Annotated in this window: 16 protein-coding genes; 13 read left to right on the plus strand and 3 right to left on the minus strand. The window is 58.1% G+C overall.

Annotated elements, in window-relative coordinates; genetic code table 11:
* Positions 1–89 precede the first annotated feature (89 nt).
* The 11 genes from kdpF to QCD69_RS02255 all read left to right on the plus strand — a co-directional run bounded on the left by kdpF (position 90) and on the right by QCD69_RS02255 (position 12245).
* The gene (kdpF, locus tag QCD69_RS02205) at positions 90–179 is read left to right on the plus strand and encodes a K(+)-transporting ATPase subunit F (protein ID WP_125287524.1); all 90 of its coding nucleotides are present in this window, start codon (positions 90–92) and stop codon (positions 177–179) included.
* Entirely contained in the window at positions 179–1861 is a 1683-nt protein-coding gene (gene kdpA, locus QCD69_RS02210) for a potassium-transporting ATPase subunit KdpA (RefSeq protein WP_301250848.1), read from the plus strand. The genes kdpF and kdpA overlap by 1 nt, the downstream gene beginning before the upstream one ends.
* Complete coding sequence (gene kdpB / locus QCD69_RS02215) at positions 1858–3891, plus strand: potassium-transporting ATPase subunit KdpB (protein ID WP_253454226.1); 2034 nt, start codon at positions 1858–1860, stop codon at positions 3889–3891. The genes kdpA and kdpB overlap by 4 nt, the downstream gene beginning before the upstream one ends.
* Positions 3892–3901: 10 nt before the next feature.
* The gene (gene kdpC / locus QCD69_RS02220) at positions 3902–4477 is read left to right on the plus strand and encodes a potassium-transporting ATPase subunit KdpC (RefSeq protein WP_301250849.1); all 576 of its coding nucleotides are present in this window, start codon (positions 3902–3904) and stop codon (positions 4475–4477) included.
* A 9-nt stretch (positions 4478–4486) separates the two neighbouring features.
* On the plus strand, positions 4487–7150 hold the full coding sequence (gene kdpD, locus QCD69_RS02225; protein ID WP_301250851.1) for a two-component system sensor histidine kinase KdpD: 2664 nt from the start codon (positions 4487–4489) through the stop codon (positions 7148–7150).
* Positions 7147–7824 carry a two-component system response regulator KdpE gene (gene kdpE / locus QCD69_RS02230; RefSeq protein ID WP_253454232.1) on the plus strand — a complete coding sequence of 226 codons (678 nt, stop codon included), beginning with the start codon at positions 7147–7149 and terminating at the stop codon, positions 7822–7824. Before kdpD ends, kdpE begins: the two co-directional genes overlap by 4 nt.
* A 131-nt stretch (positions 7825–7955) precedes the next feature.
* The gene (locus tag QCD69_RS02235; RefSeq protein WP_301250853.1) at positions 7956–8639 is read left to right on the plus strand and encodes an ATP-dependent Clp protease proteolytic subunit; all 684 of its coding nucleotides are present in this window, start codon (positions 7956–7958) and stop codon (positions 8637–8639) included.
* Positions 8640–8659: 20 nt separating this feature from the next.
* Complete coding sequence (locus tag QCD69_RS02240) at positions 8660–8893, plus strand: hypothetical protein (RefSeq protein ID WP_253454235.1); 234 nt, start codon at positions 8660–8662, stop codon at positions 8891–8893.
* A 1145-nt stretch (positions 8894–10038) separates the two neighbouring features.
* Positions 10039–10932, plus strand: coding sequence for an SDR family oxidoreductase (locus QCD69_RS02245; RefSeq protein WP_253454237.1), 894 nt, complete (start codon positions 10039–10041; stop codon positions 10930–10932).
* Positions 10933–11106: 174 nt separating this feature from the next.
* On the plus strand, positions 11107–11688 hold the full coding sequence (locus tag QCD69_RS02250; protein WP_301250855.1) for a ComF family protein: 582 nt from the start codon (positions 11107–11109) through the stop codon (positions 11686–11688).
* 2 nt (positions 11689–11690) lie between these two features.
* Entirely contained in the window at positions 11691–12245 is a 555-nt protein-coding gene (locus tag QCD69_RS02255; RefSeq protein ID WP_301250856.1) for a hypothetical protein, read from the plus strand.
* 205 nt (positions 12246–12450) lie between these two features.
* On the opposite strand, the gene otnK is transcribed toward QCD69_RS02255, so the two are convergent.
* Together otnK and QCD69_RS02265 are read right to left on the minus strand one after the other, a co-directional pair.
* Complete coding sequence (gene otnK, locus QCD69_RS02260; protein WP_301250858.1) at positions 12451–13719, minus strand: 3-oxo-tetronate kinase; 1269 nt, start codon at positions 13717–13719, stop codon at positions 12451–12453.
* 3 nt (positions 13720–13722) lie between these two features.
* Positions 13723–14388 (minus strand): aspartate/glutamate racemase family protein, encoded by a 666-nt coding sequence (locus tag QCD69_RS02265; RefSeq protein WP_301250860.1) that lies wholly within the window; start codon positions 14386–14388, stop codon positions 13723–13725.
* Positions 14389–14612: 224 nt separating this feature from the next.
* On the opposite strand from QCD69_RS02265, the gene QCD69_RS02270 reads away from it, so the two are divergent.
* Both QCD69_RS02270 and QCD69_RS02275 read left to right on the plus strand, forming a co-directional pair.
* Positions 14613–15851: an alpha-hydroxy acid oxidase gene (locus QCD69_RS02270; RefSeq protein ID WP_253454243.1), complete on the plus strand. Its 1239-nt coding sequence runs from the start codon at positions 14613–14615 to the stop codon at positions 15849–15851.
* Positions 15852–15861: 10 nt separating this feature from the next.
* Entirely contained in the window at positions 15862–16557 is a 696-nt protein-coding gene (locus QCD69_RS02275) for a molybdate ABC transporter substrate-binding protein (RefSeq protein WP_301250862.1), read from the plus strand.
* Between the two features lie 112 nt (positions 16558–16669).
* Here the strand turns inward: QCD69_RS02275 and QCD69_RS02280 are convergent, their stop codons facing one another.
* The gene (locus QCD69_RS02280) at positions 16670–17707 is read right to left on the minus strand and encodes a LacI family DNA-binding transcriptional regulator (RefSeq protein ID WP_301250864.1); all 1038 of its coding nucleotides are present in this window, start codon (positions 17705–17707) and stop codon (positions 16670–16672) included.
* Positions 17708–17916: the final 209 nt, after the last annotated feature.

Below are 17916 nucleotides of genomic sequence, written 5' to 3' on the forward strand. Positions count from 1 at the left end.
TTTTTATATTTTCCCGCCGCATTTTTGCAAAATCTTTGCGGCCCACTTTTTACACTCATGGCGAAATGACTCTCTTAATGAGGTGAACCGTGAGTGTTGCAGTAATAACCGGCGTGCTGCTGGTAGCGTTGTTGCTGGGCTATCTGATTTATGCCCTGATTAACGCGGAGGCCTTCTGATGGCGGCTTCCGCATTGTTAGTAGCGAGCTATCTGGCGGCGCTGCTGCTACTGGCCTGGCCGCTGGGTCGGCTGATAGCCCGCCTGATCGATCCCCGTCCCTTACCTTTTGTCGGCGGTGTTGAAACCTCCCTCTGGCGCCTGGCCGGTCTGCGCGGTGAAATGCGCTGGCAAACCTATCTGCTGGCTATATTGCTGTTTAATGCGATGGGCTTTGCCCTGCTGCTGGCGATCCTGCTGTTACAAGGCTCGCTGCCTTTAAATCCGCAGCATTTTCCCGGCCTGAGCTGGGATTTGGCGTTAAACACCGCCGTCTCTTTTGTCACCAATACCGACTGGCAGGCCTATGCCGGCGAATCGTCGCTGAGCTATTTCAGCCAGATGGCCGGGCTGACGGTGCAAAACTTTCTCTCGGCCGCCAGCGGCCTGGCCGTCGCTTTCGCTCTAATCCGTGCGTTTGCACGTCGCTCCTCGGCCACGTTGGGCAACGCCTGGCAGGATCTCGGCCGTATCGTCCTCTGGCTGCTGCTGCCGCTTTCGCTGCTGTTTGCGCTGCTGCTGATCCAACAGGGCGTGGTGCAAAGCTTCTCCGCCTATCTGCCTTTCACCAGCCTTGAAGGCGCGAAGCAGCTGCTGCCGATGGGACCGGTCGCCTCGCAGGAAGCGATCAAGCTGCTGGGCACCAACGGCGGCGGTTTCTTTAACGCCAACTCGGCACATCCGTTTGAAAACCCTACCGATATCAGCAATTTTGCGCAGATGTTGGCTATTTTCCTGATCCCGGCGGCGCTCTGTTTCGCCTTTGGCGAAGCGGTCGGCGACGCCCGTCAGGGACGGGTGATCCTGGCGGCGATGACGCTGATTTTTGTGCTTTGCGCCAGCGCGATGTTCTGGGCGGAGCTACAGGGCAACCCGACGCTGCGGGCGCTGGGCGTTGACGGAACCAACCTGGAAGGTAAAGAGAGCCGTTTCGGCGTGTTGGCAAGCGGCCTGTATGCGGTGGTCACCACGGCGGCCTCATGCGGCGCGGTCAACGCCATGCACGACTCTTTCACCGCGCTGGGCGGCATGATCCCGATGTGGCTGATGCAGATTGGCGAAGTAATCTTCGGCGGCGTGGGTTCGGGGCTTTACGGCATGCTGCTGTTCGTGCTGCTGGCGGTGTTTATCGCCGGGCTGATGATTGGCCGCACGCCGGAATACCTGGGCAAAAAGATCGACGTGCGCGAAATGAAAATGACGGCGCTGGCGATCCTGGTAACGCCCGCGCTGGTACTGCTCGGCAGCGCGCTGGCGATGATGAGCGACGCCGGACGCGCGGCGATGCTGAACCCCGGCGCGCACGGCTTCAGCGAAGTGCTTTACGCCCTTTCGTCCGCCGCCAACAACAACGGCAGCGCCTTTGCCGGTCTGTCAGCCAATACGCCGTTCTGGAACCTGCTGCTGGCCTTCTGCATGTTGGCGGGCCGCTTTATGGTGATTGTGCCGGTCATGGCCATTGCCGGATCGCTGGTAGCTAAAAAAATCCAGCCGGTCAGCAGCGGCACCCTGCCCACGCACGGCCCGCTGTTTGTCGGCCTGCTGATCGGCACCGTGCTGCTGACCGGCGCGCTTACCTTTATCCCCGCTCTGGCTTCCGGCCCGATAGCGGACCACCTGATGCACATGGAGCGTACCCGATGAACCGTAAACAATTGGCTCTGTTTGAGCCTTCGCTGCTGCGCCAGGCGCTGGTTGACGCGGTGAAAAAGCTGTCGCCGCAGGCTCAGTGGCGCAATCCGGTGATGTTTGTGGTCTGGATCGGCAGCGTGCTGACCACGCTGCTGGCGATAGCGATGGCCTGCGGCCTGGCGGGCGACGCCAGATTTACCGCCGCCGTCAGCCTGTGGCTCTGGTTTACCGTGCTGTTCGCCTGTTTTGCCGAGGCGCTGGCGGAAGGCCGCAGCAAGGCGCAGGCCAGCAGCCTGAAAAGCGTGCAGAAAACCGCTTTTGCTCTGCGGCTGAAAGAGGCCCGCCACGATGCGCCAACGGAAAAAATCGCCGCCAGCGAACTGCGCAAAGGCGACATCGTGCTGGCCAGCGCGGGCGATATCATCCCCTGCGATGGCGAAGTTATCGAGGGCGGCGCGTCGGTGGATGAAAGCGCCATTACCGGCGAGTCGGCGCCGGTTATCCGTGAGTCGGGCGGCGATTTCGCTTCGGTCACCGGCGGCACCCGTCTGCTTTCCGACTGGCTGGTGATCCGCTGTACCGCCAATCCCGGCGAAACCTTTCTCGACAGCATGATCGCCATGGTCGAAGGCGCCAGCCGCCGCAAAACGCCTAACGAGGTCGCGCTGACCATTCTGCTGATTGCGCTGACGCTGGTCTTTCTGCTGGCGACCGCTACCCTTTGGCCCTTCTCGGCCTGGAGCGGCACGCCGGTCAGCGTGACCGTGCTGATTGCGCTGCTGGTCTGCCTGATCCCCACCACCATCGGCGGCCTGCTCTCCGCCATTGGCGTTGCCGGGATGAGCCGAATGCTGGCGGCCAACGTGATCGCCACCAGCGGCCGCGCCGTAGAGGCAGCGGGCGACGTCGATATCCTGCTGCTGGACAAAACCGGCACTATTACGCTCGGCAACCGTCAGGCTTCCGACTTTCTGCCCGCCAGCGGCATTGCGGAGCAGCGGCTGGCGGATGCGGCGCAGCTGGCTTCGCTGGCCGATGAAACGCCGGAAGGCCGCAGCATCGTGGTGCTCGCCAAGCAGCGTTTTAACCTGCGTGAACGCGATTTGCAGCAGCTACAGGCGACGTTTATCCCCTTTACCGCCCAGACGCGAATGAGCGGTATTAACCTGCCGGAACGCAGCATTCGCAAAGGCTCGGCCGACGCGATCCGTCGCCATGTGGTCGCCAGCGGCGGTCAGTTCCCGGCGGAGATGGATGAAAAGGTCAACGAAGTCGCGCGCCAGGGCGGCACGCCGCTGGTAGTGGCGGAAAACCTTGAGGTGCTGGGCGTGATCGCGCTGCGGGATATCGTTAAAGGCGGCATCAAAGAGCGCTTCGGCGAGTTACGCAAAATGGGCATCCGCACCGTGATGATCACCGGCGATAACCCGCTGACCGCCGCCGCTATCGCCGCTGAGGCGGGCGTGGACGACTTTCTTGCCGAAGCGACGCCGGAAGCGAAGCTGGCGCTGATCCGCCAGTATCAGGCCGAGGGCAGACTGGTGGCGATGACCGGCGACGGCACCAACGACGCGCCCGCGCTGGCGCAGGCCGACGTGGCAGTGGCGATGAACTCCGGCACCCAGGCGGCGAAAGAGGCGGGCAACATGGTGGATCTGGATTCCAGCCCGACCAAGCTGATTGAGGTCGTACATATCGGCAAACAGATGCTGATGACGCGCGGCTCGCTGACTACCTTCAGCCTCGCCAACGACGTGGCGAAATACTTTGCCATTATCCCGGCGGCGTTTGCGGCCAGCTACCCGCAGTTCGGCGCGCTGAACGTGATGCATCTGCATTCGCCTTCGTCGGCCATTTTAAGCGCGGTGATCTTTAACGCACTGATCATTATCTTCCTGATCCCGCTGGCCCTGCGCGGCGTCAGCTATAAGCCGCTCAGCGCCGCCGCGCTGCTGCGCCGCAACCTGGGGCTGTATGGCCTGGGCGGGCTGGCTCTGCCGTTTATCGGCATCAAACTTATCGATTTGCTTCTTCAGCTGTAGGAGGTTTACCGTGTCGCAACTGCGTCCCGCGCTTTTTATGATGGCTTTTTTACTGCTGCTGACCGGCGGCGTTTACCCGATGGTCACCACCCTGCTGGGCCAGTGGCTCTTTCCGCAGCAGGCGGGCGGCTCGCTGCTGTTGCTTGACGGCGAGGTTCGCGGCTCACGGCTGCTGGGCCAGGCGTTCAGCCAGGCAAAATATTTTCAGGGACGACCGTCGGCGACGGCGGAAACCCCTTATAATCCGCTGGCGAGCGGCGGCAGCAACCTCGCGCCCGGCAATCCCGCGCTGGATAAGCTGTTTGCCGATCGGCTGGCGGCTGCCCGCGCAGAAAACCCGGACGCCAGCGGTCGGGTGCCGGTCGATCTGCTGACCGCCTCCGCCAGCGGACTGGATAACGGCATCTCACCGGAGGCGGCGCGCTGGCAGACGCCGCGCGTGGCGAAAGCGCGCCAGCTGTCGCCCGAAACGATTAGCCGCCTTATCGCCGCGCACACCCGCTATCCGCTGTTCAGCTTCAGCGGCCAGCCGTATGTTAACGTGCCCGAACTGAATCTTGCTCTGGATGCGCTCCGCACAAAATAAGGAACCGGCATGGCCGATATGCTTCGCCCCGATCCCGATCGCTTACTGCAACAGACCCGCGAGCGGCCGCGCGGGAAACTGAAAATTTTCTTCGGCGCCTGCGCGGGGGTAGGCAAAACCTGGGCGATGCTTCAGGAGGCGCGGCGGCTGCATGCGCGCCAGCTGGACGTGCTGATAGGCGTGGTGGAAACGCACGGCAGGCAGGAGACGGCGGCGCTGCTGCAGGGCCTGCCGCGCCTGCCGCCGCAGCAGCGCCAGCATCGGGGCCGTCAGGTTGAAGAGTTCGATCTGGACGCCGCGCTTGCGCGTCATCCCGCCGTGATTTTGATTGACGAGCTGGCGCACAGTAACGCGCCCGGCTCCCGTCATCCCAAACGCTGGCAGGATGTGAAAGAGCTGCTGGCGGCCGGGATCGACGTGCTGACCACCGTCAACGTGCAGCATCTGGAAAGCCTGAACGACGTGGTCAACGGCGTTACCGGCATTCAGGTGCGCGAGACGCTGCCAGACCCGTTTTTCGACGCCGCCGATGAGATAATCCTGGTGGATTTGCCGCCGGACGATCTGCTGCTGCGCCTTAAACAGGGCAAGGTGTATACCGGCGACCGCGCTGACCGGGCGGCCGAGCACTTTTTCCGCAAGGGCAACCTGATTGCTTTACGCGAGCTGGCGCTGCGGCGCACCGCCGATCGGGTAGATAACCAGATGCAGGCCTGGCGGGACGGGCGCGGGCGGGACAAAGTGTGGCACACGCGGGATGCGGTGCTGCTTTGCGTGGGCTACGACGAAGGCAGCGAAAAGCTGGTGCGCACCGCCGCGCGGCTGGCGGCCAGGCTGGGCAGCGAATGGCACGCGGTCTGCGTGGAAACGCCTGGCTGGCTGCGGCTGACGCAGCAGCAGCGCCGCACCGCGCTGGCTTCGCTGCGGCTGGCGCGTCAGCTCGGTGCGGAAAGCGCCGTATTGGCCGACGCCTCTGCGGATAAGGCGATTGCGCGCTACGCTCGCGATCACGATCTGGGCAAAGTGGTGCTGGGACGCGGCAGGGGTCGTCATCTGTTCCGCTCGTCTTCGCTGGCCGATCGCCTTGCCGCCCGCGCGCCAGAACTCGACCTGGTGATCGTTGCGCCCGGCGACAGGCCAGCCGCCGCCGCGCCGCCGCAAAGACAGGCTCGACGCTGGCGTCAGGGCATACGCGGCTGTCTGCTCGCCACGGCGCTCTGCGCGCTGATTACCTTTATCGCCAGCCACTGGCTGCTGGCTTTCGATCCCGCCAACCTGGTGATGCTCTATCTGCTGGGCGTAGTGGTAGTGGCGCTCCAGGCCGGACGCTGGCCCTCGGTGTTCGCCACAATAATCAACGTTGTCAGCTTCGATCTCTTTTTTGTCGCGCCGCGCGGTACGCTGGCGGTTTCTGACGCGCAATATCTGTTAACCTTTGGCGTGATGCTCAGTGTCGGGCTGCTGGTTGGCAACCTGACGGCGGGCGTGCGCTATCAGGCGCGCATTGCTCGCTATCGTGAAAGACGCACCGGCCAGCTTTACGCCCTTTCCAGCACGCTGGCGAAGGCCCGCAGCGCGCAGGAAGTAGCGGCGGCAAGCCAGCACGCCGTTTATACTATTTTTCATGCCGACAGCGCGCTGCTGCTGCCTGACGAAAACGACAGGCTGGTGCGGCAGCTGCACGCACCAAACGTAATGAGCTGGGACGAAGGCATTGCCCGCTGGAGTTTCGTGCAGGGTGAACCGGCGGGCGCCGGAACCGATACGCTGCCCGGCGTGCCTTATCAGATCCTGCCGCTGCGCGCCGCAGAGAAAAGTCTTGGCGTGATGGTAATCGCGCAGCAAACGCCGCCCGCGCTGCCTGAACAGCAGCAGCTGCTGGAAACGGTGCTGCTACTGACCGCCAGCGCGCTGGAGCGTTTACAGCTGACGGCCAGCGAAGAGCAGGCGCGCGTAATCGGCGAGCGTGAGCAGCTGCGCCATTCGCTGCTGGCCGCCCTTTCTCACGATCTGCGCACGCCGCTTACCGTGCTTTTCGGCCAGGTGGAGATCCTGACGCTGGATCTGGCCTCGGCTAAACTGCCTCAGGCTCGCCAGGCAAGCGAAATCCGCCAGCACGTGCTGCGGCTGACGCGGCTGGTGAATAATCTGCTGGATATGGCCCGTCTACAGACCGGCGGCTTTCATCTGAAGCGTGAATGGCTGACGCTGGAAGAGGTAATCGGCAGCGCGCTGGCGACGCTGGATCCGGGCGGCAGGCAGCCCGTTACGCTGGAGATGGCCGATCCGCTGGCACTGGTTCACGTTGACGGCCCGCTGTTTGAACGGGTGCTGATCAACCTGCTGGAAAACGCCATGAAATATGCAGGCGCAGCGGCGCAAATCGGCATCAGGGCGCAGACGCGTCCGGGCGAGCTGACGATCGAAGTCTGGGACAGCGGCCCCGGCTTGCCCGCTGGTCAGGAGCAGGCGCTTTTTGCTAAATTCACTCGTGGCGATCGGGAATCGGCCATTCCCGGCGTGGGGCTGGGTCTGGCAATCTGTCAGGCGATCGTCGAGGTGCATAACGGCGTGATTACCGCCCATCAACGTCCGCAGGGCGGCGCGAGCTTCAGAATTAGCCTGCCGCAGGCGCCGCTGCCGGACATAGCAGAAACAGGTGAAGCGCTGTGACAACCGTATTGATTATTGAAGATGAAAAAGAGATAAGCCGCTTTCTGCGCATCGCGCTGGAAGGCAGCGCCCTGCGCGTCTTCGATGCCGGCACGCTACAGCGCGGCCTGCTGGAGGCCGCTACCCGCAAACCGGATCTGGTGATCCTGGATTTAGGGCTGCCGGACGGCGACGGCCTGACCTTTCTTAAAGAGTTCCGCCAGTGGAGTCAGAAGCCGGTAATTGTGCTCTCCGCCCGCAGCGAAGAGGAAGATAAAATTGCCGCGCTGGATGCGGGAGCCGATGACTATCTTACCAAGCCTTTCGGCATCGGCGAGCTGGAGGCGCGCCTGCGGGTAGCGCTGCGACGCACGACGCACGATACGCAAAGCGATCCGGTTTTCGCCTTTTCCGATGTGCAGGTCGACCTGGCAGCAAGGCGCATTACGCGCGCGGGCGAGGAACTCCATCTGACGCCAACCGAATTCAGGCTACTTGCCGTACTGCTTAACAATCACGGCAAGGTGATGACGCAGCGGCAGCTGCTGGTACAGGTTTGGGGGCCTAACGCCTCGGAGCACAGTCACTATCTGCGCATCTATATGGGCCACCTTCGGCAGAAGCTGGAAGAAGATCCGGCCCGGCCTCGCCATCTGCGCACGGAAACCGGCGTCGGCTACCGATTTATGCTCTGAGCATAATTTGTTACATTCCTTTATGCGGCGGAAAATTAATATCCGTCCTGCCTCACAGTTTATTATCCGTAGGAAGGTTAGCCTGCAAAAGCAATTCGCTTAAATGATGTTATGCATTGTTAAGGATAATGATGAAAAAGATATTTACTACGGCGGTTACCCTCGCCGGATGGCTGGCTGCTTTTATGCTTCCGGCCGACGCGGCACTTTCTGTGACCCAGCGCACCGATATCAGGACCGCAAAATTTAAATCCGCCCGCATTATTTTTAACGGCGATATTACGGCAAATAAATCGCTGGAGTTTATCGACGCGCTGGACAAGCTGCATTACGCCTCGCCAGGGCTGAAAGAGATTACGCTGTATATCAACAGCTATGGCGGTGATATGGACAGCGGCTACCTGCTTTATCAGGCGATAAAAAATGCGGCCATTCCCATTACGGCCGTTAATATTTCGATGACCGCTTCTTCGGCTACGCTGATGTATTGCGCAGCAAAAAAAAGGCTGGCTATGCCTTTAGCGACTTTCCTGTTACATCCGGCTGCGGTAGAAAACCTGAATCGCCAGTATATCAAGCCTGACGAGCTGGCATCGTTAAAACAGTTAAGCAACAAGGGCAATGTTATTTTTGAGCAAATTTATCGTCAATGTACCAATTTAAACGACGATGAAATCGCTTCTTTGCTGGCCAGTGAATCTACAAGGCTGCTACTGAATGCCGGCCAGGCGATCGAGCGCAAAATGGCGGAAGGCATAAGCGAAGGACTGGCGCAGGCCGATATTTCTGTAATCGTCACTGATGACAAAGCGTAAAATTAAACAGGGAATGGTAAATGAGAAAGCTATTAATATCGTTGACACTGGTTACTCTTTTTATTTCTGGCTGCGCCATCGAAAACTTAAATCCTGACGGGGTAAACCCCTCGTCTGCACCGACTATGCCTTCACCACTGGCGAAACCGACTAAACAACAGCGTGGCGCGATTATGTCGGGTGAAAACCCGGACTGGCGTGAAGCACCCGGCCCGGTTGTACCCCGTAGTCAAAAAAACAGGCATGGTTTTTAGCAGCAAAAGAAGCACAGGTCGTGCTGGTTTTGCTCGCTTTTTGGCGCTTATATCGGCAATTTCATTTTTGGGCAGGTCATCAGCTTACGCTGCGCCACAGGTCGTCAGAGCATTTCAGGGACACTGGCCGCAGCGTCGCTGACTTGCCTGTTACCATTGAACAGGCTGACGCTGAGCGGAGTATTTTCATTGGCCTGTGCGTTTTTATTGGGCAGACTGCTGCCAGTGGCTTATTCGTTTTCGTTGCACGGGTTATTGACGCTGGCCCGATGGCTGGCGTTGGATGGGCCATTCACCGTTGGCGTTGATTGCGCCCTGCTCTTGCCCGCATGTCTATCCTTTAATTCCGAAAATCCAGCACTACCATAACCAGTTTTATATTTACCGTTCAGCACACTTAGATTATATAAACCTCTACCAGCTTAACAGGTTGTTTCTATAAATAAACACCATCACTTGCTACAGTTAACATTGCCAGACGAAATAAAAATTTTTACCCTAACGAGACATCATTACTTGCCATGGTTAACATCATCACGCGAAATATAATATCCAGTTGACACCCTGGCTCATAATAAAAAAGAGGAACATAGCTACAACCAGCACGGAAGGCGTGATGGCCAGGATAACGCCCCATGCTTTTACCGGCCTTATCATATCGGTCAGGCAGAATATCAGTAGCGTCAGCGCAACGGCAACAGTAATGTTAATAATTGTAAATGGCAGGATAAAATATTCTGCCCTCTGTAGTTTTTATAAAAATCAAATGCAACAAGAATAAATACAGTTAGATTACCCCACCCTATTGCAATATTCAGCCAACAGGATGACGCAATATTAACCATATAATAACCTTTTCTTAAACGATAAAGCTTTAGCCTGGTACTTTCGCTTCCGCTGGCTATGCTTATGCCAAAAAAACGCAGATTTTAAGGGATGAATTAAAGGAGATATTAAAAATACAATCGTGAACCATCGTTAATTAGTGACATATCTTACCAGAAAAGATTAACTTCAGACGTAATTCATCTTAATAAAATCCAAAAATCGCGTGCTTTTACCATTATTTTTGCAGCTTAACGTGACAACCATCACATTTGTGCCAGGCTTATGGTTTCGAATCAACACCGATGAAGGAGTACATCATGAGCGAACAAACTAAAAAGTCCTTGCTGACCGTTGACTATCCGACCCCGCCATTCCCGGAACAGCCTCAGCAGGCGCCAGGCCTTGCCAGCAAAATGATCCCACAACCCGATCACGGTGAAAAAACCTATCGCGGCTCTGGCCGTTTGCAGGGACGTAAAGCGCTTATTACCGGCGGTGATTCCGGTATCGGTCGTGCCGTTGCTATTGCCTATGCCCGTGAAGGCGCAGACGTGGCCATCGGTTACCTGCCGGAAGAAGAATCCGACGCGGCGGAAGTGATTAAGCTTATCGAGGCGGAAGGCCGTAAAGCGGTTGCACTGCCGGGCGATATTCGTTCCGAAGAGTTTTGTAAAAAGCTGGTCAGCGACGCGGTAAGCCAGCTGGGCGGCCTGGATATTCTGGTGAACAATGCCGGACGCCAGCAGTATAACGAGTCTATCCGCACGCTGAGCACCGAAGATTTTGATGCGACGTTCAAAACCAACGTCTACGCCATGTTCTGGATCACCAAAGCGGCGGTGGATCATATTCCACGCGGTGGCGCCATCATTAACACCTCTTCCGTGCAGGCCTATAGCCCAAGCGCTATCCTGCTGGACTATGCGCAGACCAAAGCCTCTATCGCCGCCTTTACCAAAGCGCTGGCGCAGCAGCTGGGCGAAGAAGGCATCCGCGTTAATGCGGTTGCGCCTGGTCCATACTGGACGCCGTTGCAGTCCAGCGGCGGTCAGCCGCAGGAAAAAGTGAAGCAGTTTGGCGGCAGCGCGCCGCTGGGCCGTCCGGGACAGCCTGCGGAGATCGCCCCGCTTTATGTGACGCTGGCCTCAACGGAAACCAGCTACACGTCCGGCCAGGTCTGGTGCTCCGACGGCGGTACCGGCACGCTGTAATAGTCATAGCTAATATAATGGCCGCCTGCGGGCGGCTTTTTTGTGCCCTTCTCCGGGCATTTAGTAAAACGCCTATAAAAACGAATGCCCTTCGCAATTCACTAAAATCCCTTCAGGAAGGTTCTTAACAAGCGTATCTTCATTCATATCTTGCAACGAGTGAGGGATACACCGATGGAAGTAAATATCAAAGACATTGCAGGCAACTGGGATCGTGGTGTGGTACTGGATAAGCACAGCAAGTACAGCGTAATGACAGGTCAAAATGAGTGGGGTCACAACATTTACGACACTACACGTACTGAAGTGGGCGAAGCTCTTTATCAGCTTAAGTACAAGTCTGACTGGAACCAGGTTCAGCCGCTGGCCCAGTGCCTTTATGAAGAAGCCTACCCACTATTTGACAGAGTGGGGTTTATTCTTCCTATGGCCGCTTCTAACATTCGGGCACGACAGCCTGTAACTGAGATTGCTCAGGCGTTAGGGCAATTAGCCAGCGTTCCCTGTTTCGACAATCTTTTGTTGAAAGCGCCTGGCGGTGGTTCACTTAAAAATCTGAATACAAAAGAGGAAAAAGTAGCAGCCATTGCGAATAGCTTTTCCGTAAGCCCCGTTATCACCAATCATGGACGATGGAACGTTTTAGTGATAGATGATCTGTACCATACGGGAGCATTAATGGAGGCTGCTTGTGCGGCGTTACGCGGCTATAATAAGATCAATAATATTTACGTTGCGGCTCTGACCTGGAGATAACCATGACGACGATTTTCGTTGCTGGCTCTATAACCATCAAAGAACTTGATCCGCTCATTATTGAGCGGTTGAAGAAGATTGTAGACAAAAAATATCGTGTGGTTGTTGGTGACGCTAACGGCGTTGACTCATCAGTTCAACGGGTGCTTATGACGTTAAAATGCGAAACCACCACCGTTTTCAGCAGTTCGCTAAAACCGCGAAACAACTTAGGAGCGTGGCCCGTGAATGTTGTCAAAACAGATCACCAGCGCGGAACACGTGAGTTTTACACAGCAAAAGATCTCCAGATGGCAGAAAAGGCTGACTGCGGTCTGATGGTTTGGGACTGCAAAAGCCCTGGTACGCTTAATAACGTGGTAGAGCTGCTTATGCGAAATAAGTATTCGGTGGTTTTCGTTAACAAAATGCGGGACTTTGTTAAAGTAAAAACACCCGACGACATTGATACGTTGATAAAAATGATGAAAACGACTGATTTGGAAAAAGTAGAAGACAAAATCAGTTTAAGCGGCAAGCTGGCACGTTTAAAAAACAATCAGATGGCTTTGTTATAATAATAGACTTCTGCTCACTAAACCACCGCCATAAAGTAAACCCCGAAAGTTGGACACCCAACAATTAGGGGTTCACTTCATGCGGGCGGCTTTTTTGTGCGCGTCGGCCGATCATAAGGCCTGTTATTCACTCATGCAGATACCATTACCGGCTTCTTCGCCAGCGCCAGCGTTATCCGCCAATATTTACATAGCAAATCTGTCTCTAATCATCGCCCCGCAGCGCATCGACGGCTCGGGCAAAGAAGTCTCTGCCGCCAAAATTACCCGACTTCAGCGCCAGCGCTACAGGCTGCCTGCCGCGCGACACCATCGATGGAACGCCGGTATCTATTTCTGCGCCGATAGTCAGCGCGCCCAGCCCTAATGCGCTGACCACCGCCCCGGACGTCTCGCCACCGCCGACCACAATCCGTCGCGTGCCGGCCGCCACCAGCTGCTGCGCGGTCTCGCCGAACAGGCTGTCCAGCGCGGCCGCTACCCGCTCACGACCATACTGCTGCTGTACGCGTTTTACGGCCTCGGGATCGCCGGAGGAATAGACCAACGGCGCGCGGCCCTGATGCTCGGTGATAAAGGCCACCAGCTGCGCCGGCCCTGTTTCGCCGCTCAGCACGTCTTTGACCTCAATCATCATTACAGGATGGTTTTTCTGATGTTCGGCTATCTGTAGACGCGTCGCGCCGGAACAGCTGCCGACCAGGATAGCTTCCGGCCCGTCGATAAGGGGAGCCTGCGCCTGTTTCCCTTTTGCCCGCCCCTGAGCGATGAAATTATGCGGCAAGGCCAGCGCAATCCCCGATCCGCCCGTAACGAGTTTCGCGCCCTGGCAGGCGCGGCCAAGGGTAGTCAGATCGTGCTCGCTAATCGCGTCCACAATCAGCAGGGTGCGCGTCTGCGGCTCGTTGATGGCCTGCTGTAAAACCTGGCTGCCCTGCACTACGGTCTGCCACGCAATATGTGCAACCGGGTTGGCGCTTTGACGACGCAGCACGCGCCGCAGATCCGCATCCGTCATCGGCGTCAGCGGATGATGCTCCATGCCGGACTCGCTCAGCAGCTTATCCTGTACAAAAAGATGCCCCTGATAAACCGTACGTCCCAGCGCCGGGAAAGCCGGGCACATTACCACGCTGCGGACTTCCAGCAGCGCCGCCAGCGCGTCCGTTACCGGCCCGATGTTGCCGCTATCCGTAGAATCGAAAGTAGAGCAATATTTGAAAACGATCTGTTCGCAGCCCTGATCCAGCAGCCAGCGGCAGGCCGCCAGCGACTGCTCCACGGCCTCGCTGGCGGCAACGGAGCGGCTTTTTAACGCCACCACGCCCGCTTCTACATCCGCGTCGGCGGGCATCGTCGGTACGCCGGAATACTGCGTGGTGTTAAGTCCGCCCTCGCCAACCAGGCCTTTCGCCAGCGTCACCGCGATATCGCTGGCGCCGGTAAAATCATCTGCAATTACGCCAATTAGCATCCTTTACCCCTTAGCCGCAGCAAGTACGCTGGCCTTCATGCGTTTAACGGCGGCGTGCGGTGCGGTCAGCACCGGGATCGTGACCTGCTGACGCACGCTCTCGGCCGCGCGGGAAGTAGAAAAATGCGCCAGCATAATCACGTCGCAGTGCGCCAGCTCTTTCGCCCGCGCCGCCACCAGGCGATTATGACTCTCCGCATCGCCTCTTTTCAGCAGATCGATGGCGTCCTCCACCAGCACCGTGGTCAGCTTCGCTTTCGAGCCCTGCTGCGCCACGTAGTCATCGAATTCCTCGGTCATGGTTTTCACCGCCGGGCCAAAAGTCGCCAGCATGCCGATATGGTTACCCTGAGCCACCGCCTCCATAAACATTGCTTCATTCGGTTTATGCACCGGCACCGGCAGTTCTTCGCTTAAACGGTCGATGGCCGGGCCAAACGCGGAACAGGTAATTAAAATGCCCTGCGCCTGCTGGGCAAAGCCATATTTTCCCAGCTGCACAAAGCGGTCGATCATCCCGGCGGAAAGCTCGCTTTCTCTGGCGCGATCGAGAGAAAGCCCGTCATCAAGCAGGTTGACCGTTTCCGCCTCCGGCCAGACCTCGCTGAATGCGGTATGAATAGGCGCCATCGCTACCGGTGTGGCGTGCAGTAAAACAATTCTGTTCATGAGCTTCTCCTGGAAGGCGTCGGCCGAGCGCACGGCGATGACTTAATGTAAGGGCTTACAAATGTCGCTGTAAAGTGAACTCCGTCACATAAATCGGCGATGATGCAGCCAGACTGTTATTGAAATGTTAGAGATGATTAGCCAGAATTGAAAGCGCTTACAAAATAAATTGTCTTTATCCGTTTATGACGCTGTGCGTCTAACCCCTGGATCCGAGAACGCTTATGACTTCATCTGCTAATACTCCTTCTGCCGCCATCGTCCCGCCAGGTGCGGCGCCTACCGTCGGCAATCCGGCGCTGAAGAAGGTGCCCCGTCATTTTCGTGATTTGCTGGCGCTGGATGATTTTGAACGACACGCCCGGCGCCGCCTGCCGGATATGATTTATCAATACGTGGCGGGCGGTGTCGAAACGGGCCGTGGAATTGCCGGTAATTTCGAGGCCTACCGTCAATACACTTTTGTGCCGCGCATGTTCCGTGATGTCTCCGGCCGCGATCAGCGCACCACCCTGTTTGGCCACACCTACCACCATCCTTTCGGCGTTGCGCCCCTTGGCGGCGCCTCTTTTGTCGCTTACCAGGCGGATATCGCGCTGGCGAAAGCGGCCAGGGCAATGAACGTGCCGATGATCCTTAGCGCCTCGTCGCTAATCAAGCTGGAGGATGTCCACGCTGCCAACCCGGACGCCTGGTTTCAGGCCTATCTGGCGGGCGATCAGCCGCGTATCGACAGGCTGCTGGATCGCGTGGCCGCGGCGGGCTACCAGACACTGGTGGTCACTGGCGATACGCCGATGCTGGGCAATCGCGAGCACAACACGCGCAGCGGCTTCAGTATGCCGATTAAAATTACGCCGAAGGTCGCGCTGCAAAGCGCCATGAACCCACGCTGGCTGCTGGGCACGGTTGCGCAAACCTTTCTGCGCCACGGCGCGCCGCATTTTGAAAATACCGATGCCGAGCGCGGGCCGCCGATGATGTCCAGCAAGGTACGCAATACCCACGCCCGCGACAAACTCAACTGGAAAAACGTCGAGGCAATACGCAAAAAATGGCGCGGCAACCTGGTAATCAAAGGCCTGATGTCGCCGGAAGACGCCTTTATCGCCCGCGATCTGGGCGCGGATGCGGTGATCCTGTCCAATCACGGCGGTCGCCAGCTGGATCATACCGTGCCGCCGCTGCTGACTCTGCCGGAGATTGCGGCGAAAAAAGGCGCGATGAAGGTCATTATCGACAGCGGGATCCGGCGCGGCACCGACGTAATGAAAGCGATGGCGCTGGGCGCGGATTTTGTCTTCCTGGGCAGACCGTTCCTTTACGGCGCCGTCATCGGCGGCCAGGCGGGCGTGGAGCACGCCATGCATATTCTGCGTGATGAAATTGATCGCGATCTGGCGCTGATCGGCGTCCGCACGCCCGGCGAGCTGGACAGCAGCTATCTGCGTAAAACAGGCTAAGGAGCAGGTTATGAGCAACGGAACACTTCGTCTTTTCAGCGTACTGGCTATTCGCGCGCCCTTCGCCGCCGTGGAACAGGCCTGGCTGCGTAGCCACGGCGACCCGCTGACTATTGACTGGAAGCCAACCTCGGTTATTGAAAAAAATATTGCCGACGGCGCAACGGCGGACGCGGTCATCGTGACCAAAGAGGCGATGGACAGGCTTATCGACCAGGGCGTGGTGGCGGCCGACAGCCGGGTGGAGCTGGTGGATTCGCCGCTTGGCCTGGCGATGCTGCCCGATGCCGTTGCGCCCGATATCAGCAGCGTGGCGTCGTTTACCCGGGCGCTGCTGGCGGCGAAATCGGTGGCTTATTCGCTGGGCGGCGCAAGCGGCATCTATTTTCAGGCGCTGTTAAAACAATTAGGGATTGAAGAGGCGATCAACGCGCGCGCCACCACTATCGCAGAAGGTTTTACCGCCGCGCAGCTGCTGGAGGGCACGGCGGATATCGCCGTTCAGCAAATCAGCGAGCTGCTGATGGTGAAAGGGATCAAGGTCATTGGCCCGCTGCCGCCGGGCGCGCAGAAGGTGCTCTCCTTTTCCGGCGGCGTTTTTAACCGGGCGGCCAGGCCAGAGGCCGCCGCCGCCCTGCTCAATTTTTTACGAGAAAAAGAGGCAATGCAGGCCTTTGCGGACTACGGGCTGACGGCGCGGAACTAAGCGGCGCCTGGCAGTCTTTAGCGGTCTACGCACTAACGGCACGAGGCTGAGCGGCGCCCGGCAGACTTTTTCGGCCTGCGCACCGACGGCGCGGAACTAAGCGGCGCACGGTTTAGCCTTTGGCGGCGCGCGGTGCGGAGCCGGTGCTGCCGCGCACGATCAGCTCGGGTTTAAGCAGGGTCTGCACGGGCGCGGTTTCGCCATTCAGCGTGGCGAGCAGATAGTCTGCCGCGACCTCACCGATGCGATCCAGCTCCACGCGCATGGTGGTCAGCGGATGCTCCAGATGCTCGGCATATTCATAGTCATTGAAGCCGGTAATCGAAATATCGTTCGGGATGCGCAGATAGCGCTCGCTGGCCGCCCGCATCGCGCCAAAGGCCAGCAGATCGTTACCGCAGATCACCGCCGTCGGCGGATTTGGCCCGTCCAGCAGGCGGAACATCGCCTCGCGCGCTTCGTTCATGGTAAAGGCGCTGTTGATCAGATTGGCCTCGTCCAGCGTCAGCCCCGCCGCTGCCAGCGCCTGCCGCGTGCCGGTAATACGATCGGAAACGCGATCGTTGGACGGCGGCGTCCCGACGATCACGGCAAAGACTTTATGCCCCAGCGCCAGCAGGTGCGCGGTCAGCTCGCCTGCCGCCAGCTCGTTGTCGTAGCCCACGCTGGGATAGCGCGCGTCCACGGAAAAGGTCTGGATACAGGGAATATTCTGTTGAGCGATGCGCTCCCACAGGCGCGGGTGGTGGCTGTTGCCCACCAGCATCAGCGCGTCGATGCCGTATTCCACCAGCTTGTTGACCTCTTTCAGCTCGGTATCGGGATCGAAATCGGAGCTGGCCAGCAACATGGTATAGCCGGACTGGTGGATCTGCTGCTGGAAAGCCGCCAGCGGCCGGGAAAAGGTTTCCGTCGCCAGCGTCGGCACTACCGCACCAATGGTCATGCTGCGGCGAGAAGCCAGCGTGCGGGCGGCGCGGTTAATGACATAGCCCAGCTCTTCGCAGGCGCGCTCAACCGCCTCCCGGCGCGACGGACGGACGGAGGCGCTGCCGTTCAGCACTCGTGAAACGGTAGCGGTGGATACCCCCGCACGCAGGGCGACATCGTCCAGCGAAACGCGGGCGGATGGCGATGGCTTATCGGACATCTTCAGACTCCAGAGCGAAATTAGTGACGTTGCCCACAAAATTTACAGACAACCAATACCTCTATTTGAAAGCGCTTACTTTTTGCTTGACTGAATTTTGTAATCGCTTACTTTTAACATCATATTATCAAATACTGAAAGAACTTTACTTAACCATAACATTAAGGCGGGCGCGCTCGTGCATTACGGCCCCGAAATCATAAAGGAAT

Origin of the sequence: Erwinia sp. PsM31 (genome assembly GCF_030433775.1) — a bacterium.
GTDB classification, from domain to species: Bacteria; Pseudomonadota; Gammaproteobacteria; order Enterobacterales; family Enterobacteriaceae; genus Erwinia; species Erwinia aeris.